15 protein-coding genes are annotated in these 16,541 nt (G+C 70.9%); 9 read left to right on the top strand and 6 right to left on the bottom strand.

Translation table 11 applies throughout. The features are described 5' to 3' along the window. Nucleotides 1-67: 67 nt before the first annotated feature. Complete coding sequence (locus C1N91_RS15080; RefSeq protein WP_137768379.1) at nt 68-1,189, top strand: GuaB3 family IMP dehydrogenase-related protein; 1,122 nt, start codon at nt 68-70, stop codon at nt 1,187-1,189. A 90-nt stretch (nt 1,190-1,279) separates the two neighbouring features. Beyond that, nucleotides 1,280-3,208 carry a glycerol-3-phosphate dehydrogenase/oxidase gene (locus C1N91_RS15075; RefSeq protein ID WP_137768378.1) on the top strand — a complete coding sequence of 643 codons (1,929 nt, stop codon included), beginning with the start codon at nt 1,280-1,282 and terminating at the stop codon, nt 3,206-3,208. A 112-nt stretch (nt 3,209-3,320) separates the two neighbouring features. Here C1N91_RS15075 and C1N91_RS15070 read toward each other — a convergent pair whose 3' ends face one another. After that, nucleotides 3,321-3,839 carry a hypothetical protein gene (locus C1N91_RS15070; protein ID WP_137768377.1) on the bottom strand — a complete coding sequence of 173 codons (519 nt, stop codon included), beginning with the start codon at nt 3,837-3,839 and terminating at the stop codon, nt 3,321-3,323. A gap of 74 nt (nt 3,840-3,913) precedes the next feature. Here C1N91_RS15070 and C1N91_RS15065 point away from each other — a divergent pair, with 74 nt between their 5' ends. From C1N91_RS15065 to guaA, 5 genes are read left to right on the top strand one after another with little or no spacing between them, the layout of a single operon-like run. Continuing rightward, the gene (locus tag C1N91_RS15065; protein ID WP_058728934.1) at nt 3,914-4,444 is read left to right on the top strand and encodes a cation:proton antiporter regulatory subunit; all 531 of its coding nucleotides are present in this window, start codon (nt 3,914-3,916) and stop codon (nt 4,442-4,444) included. A 3-nt stretch (nt 4,445-4,447) separates the two neighbouring features. Beyond that, entirely contained in the window at nt 4,448-5,947 is a 1,500-nt protein-coding gene (locus C1N91_RS15060) for a cation:proton antiporter (RefSeq protein WP_137768376.1), read from the top strand. A gap of 5 nt (nt 5,948-5,952) precedes the next feature. After that, entirely contained in the window at nt 5,953-6,729 is a 777-nt protein-coding gene (locus tag C1N91_RS15055; RefSeq protein ID WP_137768375.1) for an SURF1 family cytochrome oxidase biogenesis protein, read from the top strand. A 10-nt stretch (nt 6,730-6,739) separates the two neighbouring features. Then, nucleotides 6,740-7,186 carry a DUF3817 domain-containing protein gene (locus C1N91_RS15050; protein ID WP_058728931.1) on the top strand — a complete coding sequence of 149 codons (447 nt, stop codon included), beginning with the start codon at nt 6,740-6,742 and terminating at the stop codon, nt 7,184-7,186. Beyond that, the gene (guaA, locus tag C1N91_RS15045; protein ID WP_137768374.1) at nt 7,183-8,778 is read left to right on the top strand and encodes a glutamine-hydrolyzing GMP synthase; all 1,596 of its coding nucleotides are present in this window, start codon (nt 7,183-7,185) and stop codon (nt 8,776-8,778) included. Before C1N91_RS15050 ends, guaA begins: the two co-directional genes overlap by 4 nt. A gap of 265 nt (nt 8,779-9,043) precedes the next feature. On the opposite strand, the gene C1N91_RS15040 is transcribed toward guaA, so the two are convergent. Together C1N91_RS15040 and C1N91_RS15035 are read right to left on the bottom strand one after the other, a co-directional pair. Continuing rightward, nucleotides 9,044-9,913, bottom strand: a complete 870-nt coding sequence (locus tag C1N91_RS15040) for a Bax inhibitor-1/YccA family protein (RefSeq protein WP_137768373.1) — start codon at nt 9,911-9,913, stop codon at nt 9,044-9,046. A gap of 36 nt (nt 9,914-9,949) precedes the next feature. After that, nucleotides 9,950-11,011 (bottom strand): DUF817 domain-containing protein, encoded by a 1,062-nt coding sequence (locus C1N91_RS15035; RefSeq protein WP_217496443.1) that lies wholly within the window; start codon nt 11,009-11,011, stop codon nt 9,950-9,952. A gap of 113 nt (nt 11,012-11,124) precedes the next feature. Between C1N91_RS15035 and C1N91_RS15030 the strand changes: the two genes are divergently transcribed. Beyond that, complete coding sequence (locus C1N91_RS15030; protein WP_137768372.1) at nt 11,125-12,141, top strand: glycerophosphodiester phosphodiesterase family protein; 1,017 nt, start codon at nt 11,125-11,127, stop codon at nt 12,139-12,141. Nucleotides 12,142-12,145: 4 nt separating this feature from the next. On the opposite strand, the gene C1N91_RS15025 is transcribed toward C1N91_RS15030, so the two are convergent. Next, complete coding sequence (locus tag C1N91_RS15025) at nt 12,146-12,649, bottom strand: hypothetical protein (RefSeq protein WP_137768371.1); 504 nt, start codon at nt 12,647-12,649, stop codon at nt 12,146-12,148. A 119-nt stretch (nt 12,650-12,768) separates the two neighbouring features. On the opposite strand from C1N91_RS15025, the gene C1N91_RS15020 reads away from it, so the two are divergent. Beyond that, a complete protein-coding gene (locus C1N91_RS15020) occupies nt 12,769-15,219 on the top strand; it encodes an ATP-dependent helicase (protein ID WP_137768370.1) in 2,451 nt (816 codons plus the stop codon). 21 nt (nt 15,220-15,240) lie between these two features. On the opposite strand, the gene C1N91_RS15015 is transcribed toward C1N91_RS15020, so the two are convergent. Together C1N91_RS15015 and C1N91_RS15010 are read right to left on the bottom strand one after the other, a co-directional pair. Continuing rightward, entirely contained in the window at nt 15,241-15,744 is a 504-nt protein-coding gene (locus C1N91_RS15015) for a GNAT family N-acetyltransferase (protein ID WP_137768369.1), read from the bottom strand. 154 nt (nt 15,745-15,898) lie between these two features. Next, nucleotides 15,899-16,534, bottom strand: a complete 636-nt coding sequence (locus C1N91_RS15010) for a pyridoxal 5'-phosphate synthase (RefSeq protein ID WP_137768368.1) — start codon at nt 16,532-16,534, stop codon at nt 15,899-15,901. Between the last annotated feature and the right edge of the window lie 7 nt (nt 16,535-16,541).

The following is a 16,541-nucleotide window of genomic DNA, read 5'->3' as shown; positions in this document are numbered from 1 at the left end:
CGTCCGGCGGGTCCCGCTGCACCGTCCACCCGTCCCACTCCCGGACCCCGCCCGCTAGGCTTGCCCGGTGACTGAAGTCGAGATCGGTGCAGGCAAGCGCGGCCGTCGGGCCTACGCGTTCGACGACATCGCGGTGGTCCCCTCGCGGCGCACCCGCGACCCGCACGACGTGAGCGTGCAGTGGTCGATCGACGCGTTCACGTTCGCGTCGCCGATCCTCTCGGCGCCGATGGACTCGGTGTCCTCGCCGGCGACGGTCATCCAGATGGGCAAGCTCGGGATCCTCGGCGTGCTCGACCTCGAGGGCCTCTGGACCCGGTACGAGGACCCGACGCCGTACTACGACGAGATCAAGACCCTCACCGACGGCAACGTCACGAAGCGCATGCAGGAGATCTACTCCGAGCCGGTCAAGGCCGAGCTGATCACCGCGCGCCTGGCCGAGATCCGCGCCGCCGGGGTGCCGGTCGCCGGGTCGCTCAGCCCGCAGCGCACGCAGGAGTTCTCGCAGACGGTCGTCGACGCCGGTGTCGACCTGTTCGTCATCCGCGGCACGACGGTCTCGGCGGAGCACGTCTCCCAGAACCAGGAGCCGCTCAACCTCAAGAAGTTCATCTACGAGCTCGACGTGCCGGTCATCGTGGGCGGCGCCTCGACGTACACCTCGGCGCTGCACCTCATGCGCACCGGAGCCGCCGGCGTGCTCGTCGGCTTCGGCGGTGGCGCTGCCTCGACGACCCGCGCCGCGCTGGGCATCCACGCGCCGATGGCCACCGCGGTCGCCGACGTCGCCGGTGCCCGACGCGACTACATGGACGAGTCCGGCGGCCGCTACGTGCACGTCATCGCGGACGGCGGGCTCGACACCGCCGGTGACATCGTCAAGGCGATCGCCGTCGGTGCCGACGCGGTCATGCTCGGCACCGCGCTGGCCCGCGCGACCGAGGCCCCCGGCGGTGGCTTCCACTGGGGTGCCGAGGCGCACCACTCCGAGCTGCCCCGCGGTCGCCGGGTCGAGGTCGGGCAGATCGCCCCGCTCGAGAACGTCCTGAACGGCCCGACCCCGTCGTGGGACGGTCGCGCGAACCTGGTCGGCGCACTGCGTCGCTCGATGGCCACCACCGGATACTCCGACGTCAAGGAGTTCCAGCGAGTAGAAGTGGTCGTGGCGCCGTACCACCGGCAGTGACGGTGGCACCCGTGCTCCCGCGCGGGTGACGCCTCGGCGCTCCCGTGCGCGGAGGCCGGCTCCGTGCGCGCAACCCGCACGGAGGCGACGATGGCCAAGCCAGCCAGCAGCACCACGCAGACCAGCACGGACGCGACGACAGCAGGTGCCGAGAGCACCGTCGAGGGCGCCCGCAGCGCCGCGGCACCGAGCGCGAGCGTCGGCTTCGACCCGTCCGCGAAGCTCGGGCCGGACGAGCGTGCCGCTGCGATCGAGGCGCTGAGGACGAAGGAGCTCGACGTCCTGGTCGTCGGCGGCGGCATCGTCGGGGGCGGCAGTGCGCTCGACGCGGTCACCCGCGGCCTGAGCGTCGGCATCGTCGAGGCCCGCGACTGGGGTTCGGGCACGTCGAGTCGCTCCTCGAAGCTCGTGCACGGCGGCATCCGGTACCTCGAGCAGCTGAACTTCGCGCTCGTCCGAGAGGCCCTCATCGAACGCGGCCTGCTGCTGCAGCGCATCGCCCCGCACCTGGTGAAGCCCGTGCGCTTCCTCTACCCGCTCAACCACCGCGTGTGGGAGCGCTTCTACATCGGCATCGGCATGGCGATGTACGACGTCTTCAGCTGGTCGGGTGGACGTCCGCCCGGGGTCCCGCACCACCGGCACCTCAGCCGCAAGCAGGTGCTGAAGAACATGCCGGGCCTGAAGAAGGACGCCTTCATCGGCGGCATGACCTACTACGACGCCCAGGTCGACGACGCCCGCTACGTCGCGTCGCTCGTGCGCACCGCCGCGTCGTACGGCGCCCACGCCGCGAGCCGGGTCCGGATCGAGGGCTTCATCAAGGTCGGGGAGCGGGTCGTCGGGGCGCACGCGCACGACATCCAGACCGGCGAGCGGTTCGACATCCGGGCGAAGCAGGTCGTGAACGCGACCGGTGTCTGGACGGACGACACCCAGGCGATGGTCGGCACCCGCGGGCAGTTCAAGGTGCGGGCGTCGAAGGGCGTGCACCTGGTCATCCCGCGCGACCGCTTCCAGTCGAACACCGGCATGATCCTGCGCACCGAGAAGAGCGTGCTGTTCGTGATCCCGTGGGGCCGCCACTGGCTGGTCGGCACGACGGACACCGACTGGAACCTCGACAAGGCGCACCCGGCGGCGACCGCGGCGGACATCGACTACATCCTCGAGCACGTGAACAAGGTGCTCGCGGTACCGCTCACCCGTGAGGACGTCGAGGGCGTCTACGCCGGCCTCCGGCCGCTGCTCGCGGGGGAGTCGGACCAGACGTCGCAGCTCAGCCGCGAGCACGTCGTCGCACACACCGCGCCGGGCCTGGTGGTGGTCGCGGGCGGCAAGTGGACGACGTACCGCGTGATGGGCAAGGATGCCATCGACGAGGCGGTCGCCGCGATGGACGGCAAGATCCCGGAGTCGACGACCGAGGACATCCCGCTGGTCGGCGCCGAGGGGTACCCGGCCGCGTGGAACCGTCGCGGGCGGACCGCACGGCAGTTCGGCGTGCACAAGGTCCGGATCGAGCACCTGCTGAACCGGTACGGCACGCAGGCGACCGAGGTGCTGCAGCTCGTCGAGCAGGACCCGTCGCTCGCCGAGCCGCTGCCGCAGGCGGACGACTACATCGGCGCCGAGGTCGTGTACGCGGCCTCGCACGAGGGGGCCCTGCACCTGGAGGACGTCCTCGCCCGCCGCACCCGGATATCGATCGAGGCGTGGGACCGCGGCGAGGAGGCTGCCCCGGTCGCCGCCAAGCTCATGGCGGGTGTCCTCGGGTGGGACCAGGAGACGACCGAGCACGAGGTGTCGAACTACCTGAAGCGCGTCGCGGCCGAGCGCGAGTCGCAGCTGCAGCCCGACGACGAGTCGGCCGACCGGGTGCGGCTCGAGGCGCCGGACATCGCGTTCGGCTTCGACGAGGACGACGTCGTCGTCGGCGGCGGCCGCTCGAGCGGCGCCGAGGGCGCGAAGGCGACCGACGAGCAGGTCGAGGGCGAGAAGACGAGCGAACCGCGGTAGGCGACGGACGCCAGGCGCGTGGCGGCCCCGCCCCGCGCCTCCCGTCCGTCACCGGGCCGCGCCCCGCCTGGTCCCGACCCGCGGAACGCAACGTCGGCGGTCCCTCGCAGCACTACCCCGCTGCGAGCTGCCGCCGACGTTGCGTCCTGAGGGTGCGGACCATCGTCGCGAACAGGACGACCGGGATCGCGACGAACGCGGCGAGGCTGGTCAGGTACAGCACGCCCGCCCAGATCGTGTGCGCGCCGCCGCTCGTGCCGAACGTGTCGGCGACGTCCATGCCGAGCCAGAACCCCGACTGGAAGGTCGCGAGCGCACCCGCGGCCAGGACGCCGAGGTGCAGCACGGCGACCACCGTCGCGGGCAGCCGTGCCGCGAGCCCGACGACCGCCGCGGCGAGGGCCAGGACCACCCCGATCGACGCGACGACCACGACGCCCCGGACGTCACCGGCGACGGAGAACCCGGCAGCGCCGACGCGGGCGTGGACCTCGGGCAGGGTCGCCCCGGGCACCGCCGCGAGCGGATCGAGCACGAGCGCGTTGACGGCCAGCAGTGCCGCGTACGCCGCGACGACCACCACCCCGACGACGGCGACGACGATGCGGACGGCCCCCCGTGTGTTCCCCATGGCACGACCGTAGCGTGCGGAATGGCCGGAGCGACCCGGTGGTTATCATCGGGGTACTCACCAAGGGAGCCATCATGGTCGACGTCCATCGCGTCAAACTCCCCGGAGTCGGCGTGCTGCACAGCTTCTACACCGACGACGGTGGCAAGTGCGGTGTCATCACGCACCGGTCGGGGCACTCCGACCTCATCTCGTTCGCCGACGTCTCCGACGGCGCGGACAAGTCCGAGAAGGTCTCGCTCCGCCTGAGCGAGGACGAGGCGCACACCCTCGCCGAACTGCTCGGCGGGACCCGGATCACCGAGGGCCTCGACAAGCTCGACGAGATCCCCGGCCTGTCGATCGACTGGTTCAGCGTCGACTACGAGGACGCCATCGCCGGCAAGCCCCTCGGCGACCTGCACGACTCGGGCTTCATCGGCCTGACCGTCGTCGCGGTCGTCCGCGGCGACAGCGCGAACCCCGCGCCCTCGCCCGACTTCGTCGTGTTCCCCGGTGACACCATCGTCGTTGCCGGCGCACCCGAGAAGGTCGCCAAGGCGTTCTCCTTCTACCGCAGCGGTCAGCTCGCGGCCGCGGCCGCCGAGGCGCCGCCCGGGAGCTAGCGGATGCACCTGGGTGGTGAGCTGCTGACCATCGGCGGCCTGTTCATCATCGCCTACGTCCTCGGACGCCTGGGCAAGACCATCGGCCTGCCCGCCATCCCCATCTACATGGTGGTCGGGCTCATCGCGAGCCCGCACACCCCGTGGATCGGCCTGAACGTCGAGTCGCACACGATCGAGTTGATCGCGACCTTCGGTCTCATCCTGCTGCTCTTCAACCTCGGGTTGGAGTTCGACCAGGAGGAGTTCTACGGCAACGCCGGGAAGCTCCTGGTCTCCGGTGGTACCTACGTCGCGATCAACATGGGGATCGGCTTCGCGTTCGGGTTCTCGCTCGGCTGGGGGACCCGCGAGGCCCTGATCATCGCGGGCATGACGGCGACGTCGTCGAGCGCGATCGTGACGAAGCTGCTCATCGAGCTGCGACGCCTGGCGAACGACGAGACCCCGATGATCCTCGGCGTCACCGTGATCGAGGACGTCTTCATCGCCATCTACCTGGCGATCGTCTCGGTCGTGCTGTCCGGCGACACGAACCTGTGGGCCGTGGTCGGCAAGCTCGCCCTCGCCTTCGGGTTCCTCGTCGTGATGTTCACCCTCGCCCGGTTCGCCGGCAAGTGGGTGTCGAAGATCTTCGCGACCCGTGACGACGAGCTGTTCACCGTGCTGTTCTTCGGCCTCGCGGTGATGTTCGGTGGCATCGGCGACCTGCTCGGCGTGACCGACGCCATCGGGGCGTTCGTGATCGGCCTGCTCTGCGGTGCGACCCGCTACCGGGACCGCATCGAGCAGCTCGCCCTGCCGATGCGCGACGTCTTCGCCGCGTTCTTCTTCGTGAACTTCGGCCTCGGGCTCGACCTGTCGACCTTCGGCGAGGTGCTCTGGCCCGTCCTCGGCGCGATCGGCATGACGGTCGTGCTGAACGCCGTCGCCGGGCAGATCGTCGCCCGGATGAACGGCTTCGACGTCCAGCAGGGCATCAACACCGCGGTCATCCTGGTGAACCGTGGCGAGTTCGCGCTCATCCTCGCGACGCTGTCGGCTGCCGCCGGCCTGGAGGCGCGGATCACCGCCTTCGCGGGCCTCTACGTGCTCGTGATGGCCGTCCTGGGTCCGCTGCTCGCCGTGAACTCGGACCGGATCGGCCGCCTCGTGGTGCGTCCGGCCCGGGTGGCGCGGCTGCGCCAGCGCCTGCGTGCGCGGCTCGGTCGCGGCGGGGCCGCGGCTGCGGGTGGCGGCGTCCCGGCGGGGCCGGCCCTCGACGAGGCGGTCGACACCGCCGCCGAGGCCGCCGTGGCCGACCAGGACGCCGCGGCCGCCGCCCGTCGTGCCGAGCGCGACCGGCAGTTCGCCGAGGAGTTCGCCCTCGTGGAGGCTGCGGGCAGGGAAGAGCGCGAGAATGGGTCTCCGGAGCCGGCGACGAGCGAACCCGTGACGTCGCCGGTCGACATCCCTGCCGAGCGCCCGAAGCGCCCGGTCCGCCAGCGCGATGCGGAGTACTGATACAGATGTGGGCCGTAGCCCGACGACCGAGGTGGATCGCACTGCTCCTGCTGGCGCTGGTGCTCGCGGGGGTCTTCGCCGGCCTCGGCAAGTGGCAGCTCGAACGGAGCATCGCGAACGGCAAGCCGCTGCCGGCGACGACCGAGACGCGGAGGTCGCTCGACGACGTCACCGAGCCCGGGCGCGCGGCGTCGGAGAACATCGCGGGGCAGCGCGTGACCGTCACCGGCACGTTCGTCGCCGGTGACACGACGATCCTGACCGGGCGCTCCGGCGGCGGCACCTACCAGGCGATCGGACACCTCGTCGACACCGAGACCGGCGCCAGCCTGCCGGTGGTGATCGGCTGGTCGGACGAGCGGCGTCAGGCCGAGGCCGGGGGCGAGCGGCTGACCGACGGCCAGGAGCTCACGGTGCAGGGCCGCTACTACCCGGCGGAGTCCCCAGACCAGGACGCCTACAGCAAGGGCGAGTACTCCGCCGTGGCGCCGGCCCGGTTCGTGAACACCTGGAAGGCCTTCGACGACCGGATGTACATCGGGTACGTCGTCGCCGACGGCACCACCGCGAAGGCCGCCGACCTCGGCACCATCGCCGACCGCGCCCCGACGCGCGAGGTCCGCTTCGACTGGCTCAACCTCTTCTACGCGATCGAGTGGGTCGTGTTCGCCGGGTTCGCCGTGTTCCTCTGGTACCGGTTCGTGAAGGACGCCTGGGAGCGCGAGCAGGAGGACGCCCGCGAGGCCGCTCAGGCAGCCGAGCCCACCCCGGTGCGACGGTAGGATCGACTGCATGGCCCTGACCGTCCGCACGCGTGACATCCCGAAGATCCCGGGCGCGGTGAGGTGGTACCGCATCTCCGCGTACATCACCGGCGTGCTGCTGCTCGCCCTCGTCATCGAGGTCGTCATCAAGTACACGCCGCTGCAGCTCGAGATGCAGCTCGGCAACGGCCCGTTCTTCGTGCCGAACGGCACCGCGGGTGAAGCGCCTGGCACGTTCAACCTGTCGATCGCGATCCTCATCGCGCACGGCTGGCTGTACGTGCTGTACCTGTTCACGGACTTCCGCCTGTGGAGCATCATGCGCTGGAGGCCGTCGCGCTTCCTGCTCATCGCCCTCGGCGGCATCATCCCGTTCATGTCCTTCGTGGTCGAGCACCGCATGCAGCAGAAGGCCATGGACACCTACCACGAGCTGACCGCTGCCCAGCAGCGTGAGAAGGAGGCCGCTCGGTGAGCGAGACCGAACAGCGCCCCGTCCTGGTCGTCGACTTCGGCGCCCAGTACGCCCAGCTGATCGCACGGCGCGTGCGTGAGGCGAACGTCTACAGCGAGATCGTCCCGCACTCGATCACGGCGGACGAGGTCCGCGAGAAGGACCCGGCGGCCATCGTGCTCTCCGGCGGCCCCTCGTCCGTGTACGAGGACGGCGCTCCGTCGCTCGACGGCGAGATCCTCGACCTCGGGGTCCCCGTGCTCGGCATCTGCTACGGCTTCCAGGCCATGGCGAAGTCGCTCGGCGGCGAGGTCGCGCACACCGGGCTCCGCGAGTACGGCGCCACGGACGTGACCGTCTCGGGCACCGACAGCGTGCTGCTCGGCGACCAGCCGGCGTCCCAGGTCACCTGGATGTCGCACGGCGACTCGGTGGCGAAGGCCCCGGAGGGCTTCGAGGTCCTGGCGTCCAGCGCGTCGACCCCGGTCGCCGCGTTCGCCTCCGACGAGCGCAAGCTCTACGGCGTGCAGTGGCACCCCGAGGTCAAGCACTCCGCGTACGGTCAGGCCGTGCTCGAGAACTTCCTGCACCGCGCCGCTGGTCTCCCCGGTGACTGGAACTCCGCGAACGTCATCGAGGAGCAGGTCGCCCGCATCAAGGAGCAGGTCGGCTCGGCACGGGTCATCGCCGGGCTCTCCGGCGGGGTCGACTCCGCCGTCGCCGCTGCCCTGGTGCACGAGGCCGTCGGCGACCAGCTCACGTGCGTCTTCGTCGACCACGGGCTCCTGCGTGCCGACGAGCGCAAGCAGGTGGAAGAGGACTACGTCGCCTCCACCGGCGTCCGCCTGGTGACGGTCGACGCCGAGCAGCAGTTCCTCGACGCCCTCGCCGGGGTCAGCGACCCGGAGCAGAAGCGCAAGATCATCGGGCGCGAGTTCATCCGCACGTTCGAGGCGGCTGCCGAGGCCCTCGTGCTCGAGGCCCGTGCGGACGCGGCGGCGTCGGACTCCGACAGCGGTGAGGTCAAGTTCCTCGTCCAGGGCACGCTCTACCCCGACGTGGTCGAGTCCGGCGGCGGTTCCGGTACGGCGAACATCAAGTCGCACCACAACGTGGGCGGTCTGCCCGAGGACATGACGTTCGAGCTCGTCGAGCCGCTGCGGACCCTGTTCAAGGACGAGGTCCGTGCGGTCGGTCGCGAGCTCGGGCTGCCCGAGGTCATCGTCGGTCGGCAGCCGTTCCCCGGCCCCGGGCTCGGCATCCGCATCGTCGGCGAGGTCACGAAGGACCGCCTCGAGCTGCTCCGTGCCGCTGACAAGATCGCGCGCGAGGAACTCACCGCAGCCGGCCTCGACGAGGAGATCTGGCAGTGCCCGGTCGTCCTGCTCGCCGACGTCCGCTCCGTGGGCGTCCAGGGAGACGGCCGGACCTACGGGCACCCGATCGTGCTCCGTCCGGTCTCGTCGGAGGACGCCATGACCGCCGACTGGACGCGTCTGCCGTACGACACCCTGGCGAAGATCTCGAACCGCATCACGAACGAGGTCCGCGACGTGAACCGCGTCGTGCTCGACGTCACGTCGAAGCCGCCGGGGACGATCGAGTGGGAGTAGTCACTCCCTGATGCCCGAGGGCCCGGTACGCACTGCGTGCCGGGCCCTCGTCGCGTCCGGGCGTCGTGCTCCCATCGCACGACATGCCGCCGCCGATCGTTCCGGTCGCACGACATGCCGTCGGCGCCGAAGTCGAGCGGCAAGTCGTGCGACGAGAGCGGCGCGGTACCAGGCGTCGTGCCGAGCGACGGACGCCGAGCACCGGCCCCGGGGACGACGAAGGGCCCCGGCATGTGCCGGGGCCCTTCGGTCGATCGGGTGGAAGCTACTCGCGGTTGCTCGCCAGGATCGCGAGGATGCGCAGGATCTCGATGTACAGCCACACGAGGGTGACGATGAGACCGAACGCCGCGGTCCAGGCGTAGATGCGAGGAGCACCGCGCTGGACGCCGGTCTTGATCTGGTCGAAGTCGAGCACGAGCGAGTACGCCGCCATGAGCACGACGAAGATGCCGATCAGGACGCCCAGGGGGATCCCGAAGATCTCGACGCCTCGCAGGCCGAACGCCGTGTTCGTCACGCCGGTCCACATCAGGACGAGGTTCACGAGCGAGAAGACCAGGTACCCGACCATCGCGATGAGGAAGAACCGGGTCGCCTTCGGCGTCGCGCGGACCTTGCCCGACGAGAACAGCAGCAGCGTCACGGCGAAGACGCCGAGCGTGCCGAACACCGCCTGGGTGACGATGCCGTCCCACATCCCGTTGTACAGCCCCGAGATACCGCCGACGAACAGGCCCTCGAAGAACGCGTACGCCAGGACGAGCCCCGGCGATGGCTTCTTCTTGAAGGTGTTGACGAGCGCCAGCACGAAGCCGACGATCGCGCCGACGATCCAGACGATCGGCGGCAGGTTCCAGCCGGCGACGGCACCGACGAGGAGCACGCCGAACGCGAGGAGCGTCTTGACGATGGTGTCCTCGTACGACATGCGGTCGGTGTCGACCGGGCTCGCCGTCGGGCGGTCGTACATGTACTGCAGCTGCTCGGGCGTCATGCCGCCCTGCTGCGGGTACTGCCCCTGCTGTGGGGTGCGTCCCCAGCCCGCCTGCTGCTGACCAGCGCCGGCGCCCCAGGCGTTCCGGCCCTGGTCGTTGAAGGCGGGGGACTGGTCGAAACCGGGCTTGAAGGCCATGGTGTCCTCTTCCTCGGAGATTTACGTCCTCTCAGCCTAGGGGCGCTCCGTCGCGGAAGGCTGAGGATTCGCGGCGAGCGGAAGCGGGTCCGGTGGACCCGACACCGGGAGCCTACGGTCGCGGTCTGCGTGGCTGCCCCGAGGTCGTCGTGAGCCAGCCGACCGCCGGACGGGTGCGGACGGGGCGATGGTGGGGCGCGCCTCCAGGCCGGACGGTGCCGTGCGTCCGCGGACCGCGACCCCGGGGGCGGACCGGACCTGTGGGTACAGCCATGCGACCAGCGCGACCGAGATCACCATCAGCAGCAGCCAGGCGACGACCTTGGTCGGGGTCACCGGTTGCCAGCCGTTCGTCTGGTCCGGGTAGGTCCAGGCTCCGGCCCAGGTCGCGATGTCCTCCGCCGCCCAGATGAACAGCGCGACCAGGACCATCGCGACCAGGACCGGCATCCGCACCGTCGCGCGGTGCACCCGGACGTGCATGGTCGTCCGCGCGAAGAGCGCCACGACCAGCGCGAGCAGCACGTACCGGGCGTCCCGGACGAAGTGGTGGCCGAAGAAGTTGGCGTAGATGCCGGTGGCGACGACGACCAGGAGCCACTGCCGCGGCCAGCGGTCGAAGCGCAGGTCGAAGAGCCGCACGACCCGGACCATGTACGAGCCGACGGCACCGTACATGAACCCCGAGAAGAGCGGGACGCCGGCCAGCACGAGCCATCCGTCGTCGCCGTACTGCCACGAGCCGACGTGGGTCTTGAAGACCTCCATCACGGTGCCGACCACGTGGAAGACCAGCACCACGCGGAGTTCCCGCACGGTCTCGAGCCCGAACACGAGCATGCCGACCTGGACCGCTGCGGCGGACACCGTGAGCACGTCGTTCCGGGCAGCAGGCGGCACGGTCAGGTGCACCACGACCATGGTCGCGAGCAGCAGCGCGCCGAACGTGCACGCCCATGCCTGCTTCGCACCGAACACCAGGAACTCGGTCACGGCGAGGCGGACCGGGCGGTGCGGTTGGTGCCCGGCGTCGAGGAGTCGGCGGGCGGCGCGGTCGATGCGCGCCTCGACGGCGGTGGACAGGTGTCGGACGGTCACGGTGCGACCCTCCGTGCGCCGGCTGTGAACAGCGGGCCCGGGCTGAACGGATGTGTCCACAGGCACACCCGCAGGACACCCGCCGGTGGGGCGGAGCCGCTACCGTTCGGCGCATGACCCGTGTGATCGCCCACCGAGGAGCCTCCGGCCACCGACCGGAACACTCCCGGAGCGCCTACGAACTGGCCGTGGAGCTCGGTGCCGATGCGATCGAGCCCGACCTCGTGCCGACGAAGGACGGCGTGCTCGTGCTCCGCCACGAGAACGAGGTGTCCGGCACGACCGACGTCGCCGACCACCCCGAGTTCGCGCACCTGCGGACGACGAAGACCGTCGACGGGCAGACCGTGACGGGCTGGTTCACCGAGGACTTCACGTGGGAGGAGCTCCGGACGCTCCGGGTGCGCGAGCGGCTGCCGCAGCTCCGTCCGGCCTCGGCGGCGCACGACGGCGAGGACGGGGTGCTGCGCCTCGAGGACCTGCTCGGCATCCTCGACGCGGCCCCGCGCCCGGTCGGGCTCGTCGCCGAGGTCAAGCACGCCCACTTCTTCGAGCAGGCAGGGTTCCCGATGGCGCAGCTGCTCGACGACGCGCTCGGCGACGCCGGGTGGCGCGGCGACGACCGGCTGACGATCGAGTCGTTCGAGAAGACGGTGCTCCGCCAGCTCGGCTCGCTCGGCACGGGCGGTCGGCTCGTGTACCTCCAGGAGGCCCGTGGCAGCGCCGCGGACGAGGTCGCCGCCCACGGGTCGGCGGCCCCCTCGTGGGCGTCCGAGCGCACGGACGCCGCGTTGGCCGGGTTCGCCGCCGAGTTCCACGGGATCAGCGTCGACCTGAAGACCCTGATGGCCGGGGCGGACAGCGTCGCCGTCGACGACCCGCGGCCGGTCCGCAGCGTCATCGTCGAGCGGGCGCACGCCGCAGGTCTCGCCGTCTACACGTGGACGCTCCGGCCGGAGAACCGGTTCCTGCCGGCACCGCTGCGACGCGGGGGCGACGTGGCGGCGCACGGCGACTGGGAGCGGTGGTTCACCTCGGTGCTGCGGACCGGGGTGGACGGGGTGTTCGCGGACCACCCGGACCTGGCGGTGCGGGCGCGGTCACTCGTCGGAGGCGGCGCCACGGTCTGATCCGTCAGCTCCGCGCGTCCGCCCGCGACCGGGGCATGGTCGCTGCACCGCCGCGGTCCCCTCGGTCGGTCCGCCACGTGGCGATCGCAGCAGCGGCAGCCGCCGAGACCGCGATCAGCAGGCGGAGGGACGGGATGGGCGCCCATGCGTGGGACCAGTACGTCTCGAGGACCCAGACGCAGAGCGCCGCGAGGCCGCCGGCGAGCAGTGCGTGCGCGACGACGTGCACGCCGCGTCGAGCGGAGATCCGGGCGAGTGCCCATCCGAGTGCGTACGTGCACGGGAGCGCCACGACACCCCCGCCGACGGTCACGAGCCCCGCGACGACGGCGAGGAGGAAGGCGGTGAGGGCGAGCGCGGCCAGGCCCTCGGGTCTCCCGATGCCCCCGTCGGCGAGGAAGGACCAGCCGACCCCGAGCGTGATGGTCACGGGCGTCGTGACGAACGCCATCCAGACCCAGCTCCGCTCGACGAGCTCGACGGCGTCACACGCGGTCCACGTCCTCATGTCCGACAGCATGTCCGCCGTCCGACCCGACCCCGGTCCCGGTGGGTCGGAGTGTGTCCCGCGGCCCACGGTTCGCAGCCGCTGCGCCTGTCGGAGGGCGCGCCTAGACTGACCCGGTCATGACGATCGTGCTCGACCCCTTCGACCAGTCCCCCGAGCCGGGCACGGGCAACCGCGCCGGCGGGTACGACGACCCCTTCACCGCGGGTCTCAACCCCCAGCAGAAGGAAGCCGTCGAGTACCGCGGCGAGTCCCTGCTCATCGTGGCCGGTGCCGGGTCGGGCAAGACGAGCGTGCTCACCCGCCGCATCGCCCTGCTGCTCGCGAACCGCGAGGCCTGGCCGTCGCAGATCCTCGCGATCACGTTCACGAACAAGGCCGCGGCCGAGATGCGCGAGCGCGTGCAGGCCCTGGTCGGCCAGGCTGCCGAGGGCATGTGGATCTCCACGTTCCACTCGGCGTGCGTGCGGATCCTCCGGCGCGAGGCCGAGCGCTTCGGCTTCCCGCAGTCGTTCACGATCTACGACTCGGCGGACTCGCGAGCGCTCCTCAAGCGGATCATCAAGGAGCTCGAGGCGGACTCCCTCGGGCTGACCGTCGGCGCCGCGTCCTCGAAGATCTCGAAGCTCAAGAACGAGCTGCAGGACGTCGACACCTACGCACGGAACATCAACGCGAACGACCCGCAGGAGGTCATGTTCACCGAGGTGTTCCGGCGCTACACGAACGAGCTCCGCCGGGCCAACGCCTTCGACTTCGACGACCTGATCGGGCAGACGGTCTTCCTGTTCCGGGCCTTCCCCGAGGTCGCCGCGCTCTACCAGCGGCGCTTCCGGTTCGTCCTGGTCGACGAGTACCAGGACACCAACCACGCGCAGTACGCCCTGATCCGCGAGCTCACCCGCCCGGTGCCCGTCGAACAGGTCGACAAGCTCGAGGACGCCGGGCAGCACGTCGCCCGGATGCGCGAGGCCGACGGGTCCATCGCCCCGGCATCGCTCACGGTGGTCGGTGACTCCGACCAGTCGATCTACGCCTTCCGCGGTGCCGACATCCGGAACATCGTCGAGTTCGAGCGTGACTTCCCGAACTCGAAGGTGATCCTGCTCGAGCAGAACTACCGATCGACGCAGACGATCCTCGACGCCGCGAACGCCGTCATCGCGAACAACTTCGACCGGCAGGCGAAGAACCTGTTCACCGACGTCGGCGCCGGCGACAAGATCGTCGGCTTCACCGGGTACACCGGCCACGACGAGGCGCAGTTCGTCGCCGATGAGATCCAGCGCCTGCACGACGAGGGCACGTCCTACCGGGACATGGCGGTCTTCTACCGGACGAACTCGCAGACCCGTGCGCTCGAGGAGATCTTCATCCGGTCGGCGATCCCGTACCGGGTGCTCGGCGGCACGAAGTTCTACGAGCGTGCCGAGATCAAGGACGCCATGGCGTACCTGATCACCGTCGCGAACCCGGCCGACCCGCTGTCGCTCCGGCGCATCCTCAACGTGCCGAAGCGCGGCATCGGTGCGGTCACGGAGACCGCGCTGCAGCGCTACGCCGACGAGCACGAGACCTCGATGCGCGAGGCCCTGCGGCACGCCGACGAGCTCGGCTTCGGCCCGAAGGTGCGGAACGCGATCACCTCGTTCGCGGAGCTGCTCGACGACGTCGCATCGCGCGCGGCGACCCAGCCGGTCGTCGACACCCTGACGCAGCTGCTCGACGGCTCCGGGCTGCTCGAGAACCTGCGGAAGTCGCCCGACGCGCAGGACGCCGCCCGCGCCGACAACATCGACGAGCTCGTCGCGGTGACGCGGGAGTTCCAGAAGAACAATCCCGAGGGGACCCTGTCGGACTTCCTGACCGAGGTCTCCCTCGTCGCGGCGGCCGACGAGCTCGACGACTCGTCCGGAACGGTGTCGCTCATGACGCTGCACACGGCCAAGGGCCTGGAGTACGACGCGGTCTTCCTCACGGGTGTCGAAGAGGACCTGCTGCCGCACCGGATGTCCGCGAACGAGCCGGGCGGCCCCGCCGAGGAACGCCGGCTCTTCTACGTCGGCATCACCCGCGCGAAGAAGTCGCTGTTCCTGTCGTTGGCGATGACCCGCGCGCAGTTCGGCGACGTCAACGTGGCGATGCCGTCCCGGTTCCTGCAGGAGATCCCCGAGGGCCTGATCGAGTGGAAGCAGTCGCCGGGCATGGCGAACAGCCGCGGCGGCACCGAGCCCCGCGCGCTGAACGCTCGTCGCGGTGGCTTCGGCGGCGCGGGCGGCGGCGGTGGGTACCGCGGCGGCGGCGGGTTCTCGGGCGGCTCCTACGACCGGGCGGCCGCGGCGGCGAAGACCCGTCCGAAGACCGAGTGGGCGAACCGGGTGTCCGGGCAGGTCCGCGACAACGGCGACATGGAACTCGTCGCCGGCGACCGCATCAAGCACGTCGACTTCGGTGAGGGCACGGTGTCCGCGGTCACCGGTCAGGGTGCGAAGCGCATCGCCGAGATCGCGTTCGACGCCGCTGGACGCAAGAAGTTGCTCATCAAGATCGCGCCGATCGAGAAGCTCTGACCGCAGCGAGCGAGGCGGTCGTCAGCGCACCATCCGGACCGCGTCGAGCCCGTGCGGTCCGATCGGTTCGTGCTTGACCGTGCCGTCGCGCTCGAAGCCGTTGCGTCGGTAGAAGGCCTCGGCCCGAGGATTCCGGTCGGCGACCCAGAGGAACGCGGGTCCGGTGCCGACGGCGGCGTCGAGCAACGCCTGTCCGGCGCCCGACCCGTGGTGCTCGGCGAGGACGTAGATGCCCTCGAGCTCGCGGTCGCGCGGGCGTTCCCCGCGTCCGGGGCCGGCCGAGGCCCAGCCGATGACCGCGTCACCGTCCGCGTCAGCGACCGTGGCGACGAGCACGTCGACGTCTGGCTCGGCGATGATCCCACGCCACCGTGCTGCGCGGGCGTCGACGTCGAGGGCGGCGAGGAAGTCGGCCGGCAGCAGGTGTGCGTACGCCTCCCGCCACGCCTGCACGTGCACGGCGGCGATCGCGTCGGCGTCCCGGACATCGGCCGGTCGGACGGTGAGCGCGTGCGTGGTCCCCATCCGACGACGCTACCGTCCGTCCGGCGGTGGGCGTCGAACCACGTTCCCGACGTCGAACCAGCGCGATCGCCTGGTTCGTCGTCGCATCCGTGGTTCGACGTGCGTGGGCACAGCGCCGAGCACGTCGCGCCGCGCACCCAGCGCAGCGCCGCGCCTACGGCTGCAGCCGCGCCACGTCCCAGCCGTCGCCCGCGCGGACGTACTGCAGCCGCCGGTGCATCCGGTCGCGACTGCCCTGCCAGAACTCCACCACGTCGGGCTCGAGCCGCCACGCCACCCAGCCCTCGGGGCGCGGCACGTCGTCGTCGCTCTCGTCGAGCAGCACGTTCGCGTCGTCGATGAGGTCCTGCAGCGTGCGCGGTTCGAGCACGTCCGACTGGTCGGCGATCGCGGTCGCGGCGCGGGACTTCGGCGACCGGTCGGCGAACAGCGCGTCGGACTCCTCGTCGGACAGCTGCACGGCGAGGCCCTCGAAGCGCAGTTGCTGCATGCTCTCGCGCCAGTACACCTGCAGCGCGGCGTGCGGGTTCTCGGCGAGCTGCCGACCCTTCGGGCTGAGCGTCGAGGTGCCGAACACGAGTCCACGGTCGTCGAGCCGCTTCACGTCGACGGTGCGGGCGGACACCCGGCCGTCGGCGCCGGCGGTCGCGAGGGTCATCGACATCGGCTCGGAGACCTCGCGGTCGGCGGCGCCGTCGAGCCAGGCCCGGGCGACGTCGAACGGCGACGCGGGCGGCGCGTCGAACTCGGGCAGGTGCAGGGAGTCGTCACCGGAGAGCGAACTGGACATGCCCCCA

Origin of the sequence: Curtobacterium sp. SGAir0471 (assembly GCF_005490985.1) — a bacterium.
Classification (GTDB): Bacteria; Actinomycetota; Actinomycetes; order Actinomycetales; family Microbacteriaceae; genus Curtobacterium.
The sequence above is the reverse complement of the archived record's forward strand: the minus strand, read 5'-3'. Positions and strand labels throughout refer to the sequence as shown.

Excerpts from the sequence above, each read along its gene's own strand:
- C1N91_RS15050 (WP_058728931.1), top strand. The coding sequence starts at position 6,740 with ATGGCCCTGACCGTCCGCACGCGTGACATCCCGAAGATCCCGGGCGCG.
- C1N91_RS15075 (WP_137768378.1), top strand. The coding sequence starts at position 1,280 with ATGGCCAAGCCAGCCAGCAGCACCACGCAGACCAGCACGGACGCGACG.
- C1N91_RS15055 (WP_137768375.1), top strand. The coding sequence starts at position 5,953 with ATGTGGGCCGTAGCCCGACGACCGAGGTGGATCGCACTGCTCCTGCTG.
- C1N91_RS15070 (WP_137768377.1), bottom strand. The coding sequence starts at position 3,839 with ATGGGGAACACACGGGGGGCCGTCCGCATCGTCGTCGCCGTCGTCGGG.
- C1N91_RS15030 (WP_137768372.1), top strand. The coding sequence starts at position 11,125 with ATGACCCGTGTGATCGCCCACCGAGGAGCCTCCGGCCACCGACCGGAA.
- C1N91_RS15015 (WP_137768369.1), bottom strand. The coding sequence starts at position 15,744 with ATGGGGACCACGCACGCGCTCACCGTCCGACCGGCCGATGTCCGGGAC.
- C1N91_RS15025 (WP_137768371.1), bottom strand. The coding sequence starts at position 12,649 with ATGAGGACGTGGACCGCGTGTGACGCCGTCGAGCTCGTCGAGCGGAGC.
- C1N91_RS15010 (WP_137768368.1), bottom strand. The coding sequence starts at position 16,534 with ATGTCCAGTTCGCTCTCCGGTGACGACTCCCTGCACCTGCCCGAGTTC.
- C1N91_RS15020 (WP_137768370.1), top strand. The coding sequence starts at position 12,769 with ATGACGATCGTGCTCGACCCCTTCGACCAGTCCCCCGAGCCGGGCACG.
- C1N91_RS15040 (WP_137768373.1), bottom strand. The coding sequence starts at position 9,913 with ATGGCCTTCAAGCCCGGTTTCGACCAGTCCCCCGCCTTCAACGACCAG.
- C1N91_RS15060 (WP_137768376.1), top strand. The coding sequence starts at position 4,448 with ATGCACCTGGGTGGTGAGCTGCTGACCATCGGCGGCCTGTTCATCATC.
- C1N91_RS15065 (WP_058728934.1), top strand. The coding sequence starts at position 3,914 with ATGGTCGACGTCCATCGCGTCAAACTCCCCGGAGTCGGCGTGCTGCAC.